Origin of the sequence: Collinsella aerofaciens, from assembly GCF_005845035.1 — a bacterium.
Taxonomy (GTDB): domain Bacteria; phylum Actinomycetota; class Coriobacteriia; order Coriobacteriales; family Coriobacteriaceae; genus Collinsella; species Collinsella aerofaciens_I.
Genome location: NZ_SPFO01000023.1, coordinates 25,181 through 31,518, shown reverse-complemented (window position 1 = coordinate 31,518; position 6,338 = coordinate 25,181). Strand labels below are relative to the sequence as shown.

5 protein-coding genes are annotated in these 6,338 nt (G+C 55.0%); 3 read left to right on the top strand and 2 right to left on the bottom strand.

Translation table 11 applies throughout. The annotated features are described in order from the left end of the window. Positions 1–196: 196 nt before the first annotated feature. Positions 197–775 (bottom strand): TetR/AcrR family transcriptional regulator, encoded by a 579-nt coding sequence (locus FGQ67_RS09025; RefSeq protein WP_138341520.1) that lies wholly within the window; start codon positions 773–775, stop codon positions 197–199. Positions 776–999: 224 nt separating this feature from the next. On the opposite strand from FGQ67_RS09025, the gene FGQ67_RS09020 reads away from it, so the two are divergent. The 3 genes from FGQ67_RS09020 to FGQ67_RS09010 all read left to right on the top strand — a co-directional run bounded on the left by FGQ67_RS09020 (position 1,000) and on the right by FGQ67_RS09010 (position 4,690). Further along, a complete protein-coding gene (locus FGQ67_RS09020) occupies positions 1,000–2,238 on the top strand; it encodes an agmatine deiminase family protein (protein ID WP_117770477.1) in 1,239 nt (412 codons plus the stop codon). A gap of 122 nt (positions 2,239–2,360) precedes the next feature. Further along, positions 2,361–3,425, top strand: coding sequence for an ornithine carbamoyltransferase (locus tag FGQ67_RS09015; RefSeq protein WP_006234575.1), 1,065 nt, complete (start codon positions 2,361–2,363; stop codon positions 3,423–3,425). A gap of 11 nt (positions 3,426–3,436) precedes the next feature. Then, positions 3,437–4,690, top strand: a complete 1,254-nt coding sequence (locus tag FGQ67_RS09010; protein ID WP_138341518.1) for an MFS transporter — start codon at positions 3,437–3,439, stop codon at positions 4,688–4,690. A 327-nt stretch (positions 4,691–5,017) separates the two neighbouring features. Here the strand turns inward: FGQ67_RS09010 and FGQ67_RS09005 are convergent, their stop codons facing one another. Continuing rightward, a complete protein-coding gene (locus FGQ67_RS09005) occupies positions 5,018–6,151 on the bottom strand; it encodes a hypothetical protein (protein WP_171025286.1) in 1,134 nt (377 codons plus the stop codon). Positions 6,152–6,338 lie beyond the last annotated feature (187 nt).

The following is a 6,338-nucleotide window of genomic DNA, read 5'->3' as shown; positions in this document are numbered from 1 at the left end:
ACGGTGGCCATTATTCGGTGACCGGGATTGGTCAAAATAGTTTGACTATTAGCGGCTAAAATCGCCCGGCGCTAACAGCATAGATTGCCACGCAACAGGGATCGACTCCAAGCCAGACTGGAGTCGACCCCTGTTTTCGTTTTAAAGGTTGCCCGCAGGCACCATGGGTGCCAACATGCGCTTCAGCTTGGCTGGTCTATTTGAACATAAGCTCGACTATTCCCGCCCAAACCGCTTTTTCATCAATATCCTCATCTTGAGCGACCGTATTGCTCGCTCCCTCCAGAATGGTATATAGAATTTGTACGTAGAGCATCACGTCGGCACTATCGGAAAACGCGCCAATCTCTACACCATGAAGAAGGATGTCTTTAAGCGCATCCATGGTTCGTTTGGTCGCCGTCGCTTGACGTTCCCGAACTGCAGGAATTCGATTTGCTTGAACGCTAACCTCGGTCAGCACGCGCCGGCGCTTTTCATCGCTTCGATAGCCACCTATAACTGAATTGCCGAGCTTGATAAGCGCGGCCTTGAACCCGTCTCTATCGACTATTAGCGAGTAGTCGCGTTGATAGTCGATGGTCGGAAACATGCTGTCCAAGAGCGTAGTGAAAATCTCCTCTTTAGAGGGAAAGTAGTAGTACACCGACGGCTTGGATATACCGACAACGTCGCAAATCTTTCCGATAGACGCTTTGTCATAACCGACTTCTGCCACAAGATCGTACATTGCGTCCAATATTTTTTTTCTTGTGCTCACGCTGCATTTCTCCATTGCAAATCACTTCCGCACTACCAACATTATTAAGGATGGCAACGGAACATCAATTCGTGTCCAAACATGACCACTATATACGGTGAACGGTATGTATCAGTAGGCGAGCGGCAACTATTCAAAACTATCTACCGAACGGTAGGTAGAGTAGTACTATAGCAGGTGAAACCCCGCTATTGTCGCGGCCGGACAGCATCGCGGGAAACCCGACGGAAGGACCAACCATGTACGAGAACTATCGTATGCCGGGCGAGTTCGAGAAGCGCTCCAACGTCTATGTGACATGGCTTCCCGATTACATCCGTGCAGAGGGTTACGATAACCGTCAGCCCTGCGTTGACGTGATCAAGGCTCTGCTCGAGTATGGCGACGTTACGGTCAACCTCAATTGCGGCACCCCCGGCTCCTATGAGGAGGCTTGCTCGCGTCTGAAGGAGGAGGGGGTTGATCTCGATCGCATCGAGATCACGCAGTTCGAAGACTCCAACTTCTATGTCCGCGACAACGGTCCCAGCATCATGGTCGACGACAAGGGCCATTCTTATATGGTCAACCCCGCTTGGACTTATTACGGCGTGTGGGACAAGAACTCCCCGGAGTGCCAGTCCGCACGTAAGGCAGCCGTTCACATGGCGGTTGCGCTCGGTTGCTTCGATATCGTCAATTCCGAAATGGTTTCGGAGGGCGGCGACCGCGAGTTTGACGGTCACGGCACTCTGATCGCCATCGAGGACACGGAATGTCGCAAGCGTAATCCCGAGTTCACGAAAGAGGAAGTAGAGGCCGAGTATAAGCGCATCTACAACCTCAACAAGGTTATCTGGCTTCCGCAGCCTATGCTCGAGGACGACGACTATCGACTGGGCATCCTCGACGAGAAGGAAGACGGAACTCCCGTCTTTGGCATGAGCTTTGCTGCTCACATTGATGAGATGTGTCGCTTTATCACTCCGAACAAGATTCTTCTTGCCGAGGTGTCCGATGAGGAGGCAGCCTCGAGCAAGGCTGGCGCAGAGTCTCGTCGCCGCATTGAGGCGGCCTACGAGATCCTGAGCAACGAAACGGACTGGGAGGGCAAGCCCTTCGAGATCGTTCGTATGCCAACTGCCGAGCCGATTGAAGTTGTTATCGCCCCTGGCGATGAGGATTACGAGCTCTATAAGGGCTTCATCGACGAAATGGGCGGCAAGTTTATGGATGGCACCCCCTGGCCCGAGGGCCCCGTTCACTTCTACGCAGCAGCGAGCTACTGCAACTTCCTCATCTGCAATGGCGTCGTTCTTGGTCAGCGTTATTACCACGAGGGCATGAACGAAGTCGTGAAGGAGAAGGACGAGCAGGCCAAAGCCGTTCTTGAGAGCTGCTTCCCCGATCGCAAAGTCATCATGATTGACTCTCTCGCGCTTAACCTGTCCGGCGGCGGCGTGCACTGCTGGACCAAGGACGTGGCAGCCAGCTGCTAGCGAGCCTTTGAGCCTGCACTGTCTGATTTAGGCGCCACACTTACTGCTCCCCGAGGGATATCCGTGTTTCCCTCGGGGACACATTCGACATTCATCTATCGCTAAATGGAAAGGAAATAGGCATGAACAACAGCCTCCGCGGTCGCGACTACATCAACATCCATGATCTCTCCTCCGAGGATTTCCGCTATCTCATCGATCTTGCCTGGAACCTTAAGGCTCAGAAGAAGTCTGGTGTCGACCAGCGCTACTTCCCCGGCAAAAACGTCCTCGCCAACTTTGAGTGGGGCTCGACCCGTACTCGTTGCGCATTCGAGACCTCCTGCAATGATTTGGGCATGGGCTTCACTTATCTGACCAACTCCCACATGGGTGACTGCGAGACCGTCAAGGATGCCATGCGCGTCTTTAACGGCATGTACGATCTCATCGTCTACCGCGCACAGAAGGACGAGCAGTTCCTCTATGACGTCGCCGACCTGGTTGACATCCCGGTCATCAATGCCCTTACTCTCGGCGATCACCCGACTCAGATGCTCGCTGACGCTCTTACGATGGAAGAGCAATGGGGCGGTCTGCGTACGAGCCGCGGCAAGAAGATGGCTTTCGTTGGCAATTGCGCCGGCGCCCCGGTGTGGTATGGCCGTCTGTGCGCTATGCTCGACATGGACTTCCTCGCCATCGGCCCCGACGACCTCCGTCATCAGATGTGCAAGGAAATGATCGAAGAGGTGGAGGCCTGCTACGCCAAGTACGCTCCCAATAGGACCTTTACCATCACCTCTGACCTTGATGCCCTGGATGGCGTTGACGTTATCGTTACCGAGGAGTGGCGCTACATCAACCCCGAGTGCGGCGAAGAGGTTCTGGATCCCGACGACTACAACTCCTGGCTGGGCGATGCCGAGTCTCTGTACCCCTATCGCGTCACCAGCGAGCTGTGCAAGCGCACCAACAATCCCGATATCTTCTGCATGCATGAGCTTCCCTCTGTCCACAACGCAGATCACCGTGTTGGCAAGATGCTCCTCGACCAGTGCAAGAACGACCTTCATCGCGAGATCATCACCGAGGGTTTCGAGATTGCCGACGAGTGCTTTGAGGCCAACGCTTCGGTCATCTTCCGTGAGGCAGAGAACCGTCAGCACACCATCAAGGCCGTTATGTGTGCCCTTCTGGGTCTCTAGGAGTTGTATCAATGGAAAATGCAAAGTTAAAGAGCAGCAAGGTCTACGCATGGGTTCTCGTAATCGCGCTTGGCCTCATGTCTGCTGGTACGACCGGATCCTATAGCGTAATCGCCGGCTCCTTCGTCGCGCCCGTGTGCGAGGAGTTCGGGTTTGACTATTCAATCTTCTCGTATTACTTCACCGCGACGCTCATCGGTCTTGCGGCGGCGCTTCCGTTTGTCGGAAAACTCATCCCCAAGGTTGTTGGCAAGGTTTGGCTCCCCGTCGTCGAGCTTATTCTGCTCGCCGCCGGCGCAGGCATGGCTTTCTACACCGAAGTTTGGATGTTCATCGCCGCTGGCGCCCTGATTGGCATTTGCTTCGCCTTCACCACCGGCGTCGCCATGTCCGACGTTATTGACCAGTGGTTCAAAAAATCTGGTGGCCTGGCAATTGGTCTCGCTTGGGCAGTGAACTCGATTTACATGCTCATCATGAGCCCCGTCATCACCTCTGTCATCGAGGCCGCTGGCTGGAGGACTGGTTATCTGGTGCTCGCTGGCGTCTCCGCCGTGCTCATTCTCCCCGCTTCCGTCCTGATTATCCGCTATAAGCCTCAGGACAAGGGCATGCTGCCCTATGGCTACGTCGAGGGCGAGACGGTCGCCGAGACCGAGGATAGCACGCGTGGCGTCAGCTATGCGCGCGCCATTAAGTCGCCTGCCTTCTTCTTCTGCATCGGCTTCCTCTGCCTCGTTCAGCTCACTTGCTGCATGAACCAGCTCTTCCCGACGTATGCTTCCGAGGTTGGTTTTAGCCCCATGGTTGGCGGCTTCATGGTATCCGCTGCATCGCTCTTCGATCTGTTCCTCAATCCGATCGTCGGCACCACTTGCGATAAGTTTGGCAGCACGAAGGCCATTCTGGGCTGGCTCGCTGTCTCCATCCTCTCCTTTGTCATGCTCATGATGAGCAGCGGCAACTCGACGCTCAGCATCCTCGCAGCAGGCGTGAACGACGTAATGTACGTCATCGCTGGCACTGCCCTGACCGTTTTGGTTATGGATGTCTTTGGCTCCCGCGATTTCGGTCGCATCTTCGCGCTGATCTGCTCCGTGGGCTATATCGTCGGCGCCTTTGGCATGCCCGTTATGATGAAGGTCTATGAGCTTGTCGGCTCCTTCCAGGGCGTCTTCATCTTCTGCATCGCATGCAACGTTATTATCGGCCTGTTCTTGCTGCTGGCAAAAAAGACTGGTAAGAACCTCTCCTGGGACGAATAGTCTGATTCGTCTTAGACATACGCTGTAGGGCTTAACCTGCAGCCGCTTTGGGGCATCGGCTAACGTCGGTGCCCTTTGTCACATTGAGTGGCTTGTAAATCGAGGTCTAATGCTTTTCCCGGGAAGTGAACGAGTGAAAATGGACCCCCGAAGCATCGACACTTTCGAGATGCAATTTCCTGCGGTTTTGATCGTTGAATCCTGCGGTTTTGGCGTCAGAAAATGTCGATGCTTCGGGGGGTCCAAAAACGGTCGTTCACTTCTCGGAAAAGTATTAGACCTCGAGATATAGACGGCGTTTGCGAGCAGAAATCAGAACGTACGCTTCTAGCTCTTCTTTGCAGAGAGCATGAGCCTAATTTCCGGATGGGTGTATTCGTCGAACTCTTCCTTGGGCTCGGTGTCAAAGGCGTAGTACGACTTGATGGATTCGTCCTCTGTCTTGATGCTGATCTCCTCGTATAAGGATCCGGCTAAAAATGCCTGTTTAAATTCATCCGAAAGGCTGCATGGCGTGAGGAGGCCCGGCGTGGCAACGGAAATATCCAACCCGTTGAGCGGGGCGCAGAGCGTCGCGATATCCTGCTCGGCGCGGGCGAGGCTGTCTGCAAGGCTTGCCTCGGGGTCGATCTGACTGGTGTAATCGACGTCCGTGAGCATGCCATCTGTATCGAAAGAAAGGTAGACATAGGCTGCCTGAGCGCCAAGGTCATTATCGCGCAGATAGCCGATAATGCGATAGCCGTAGTCGTGATACGACTCGTATGGGTCGTCTGCCGCGACGCGTTCGCACACGGGCTCCAAGGCATCTTGCGCGATGGCGAGCTGCTCGGCGGCCGCAGCCTTTCTTGCCTGAAGCTCGTTATTTCCCTGGACAAACTGCGGGATGTAGACGCCAAGCAGCACAATGACGGGCAACACCGCGAGAGCCATAATCTGCTTCTTGACGCTTGGAATCGTCACGCCGTATGCGTTTGCCATGGCCTCGGCATTGCTCGAGGTCTCGGCCAGCACGTCTGCCGCCGTGGCGACTGCCCCCACGGCGCTGGCGACCTCGGCGGCACCGCCCAGGTTGCGCGCGAGATCGTTATCGCTGTTCTTGAGCAGGCGGCCGGCAGCTTGCGTGGCAAGCACACCGGCGACCTCCGCGGAGCGGTCTTTGTTAGTTTGGGCTACCGCAAGCCTGCTCTGCAACTCCTTCCACTGTTTGCCCTGCATTCCAAAGCGCGGCGCAAGAGCGCAATAGCAAAAGATGGCGAGTTCGATTGCGGTGAGTGCGATGGCGGTATATATGCCCGCGGGTTGGAATTCTTTTTGGTGGAACGCGATATCGTTGATCATTTGGAGCGGCAACATCAACAGGCATGCCACGAACGACATGACGAGTGCGGTCGCTGCGATCTTGGGGTATGTGCAGTAGCGCTGGATGCGTTTCTTTTCTTGTTCGGTGAGCTGCTGCATGGGGCCTCGACTCTCATCGTTTTCGGGGGCGATGTGCACACGCTCTTGAGTATAGATGAGTGGAGGGTGTCTGTTGTTCATACATAGCGGTCAACAGCGTGCTGTTGGTGATCGTTTGATCGCGAACGTCGTCTTTTGGAGCATGAAGCCGCTGCCGATGCCCACAAACAGCAAATCGAAGGTGAAT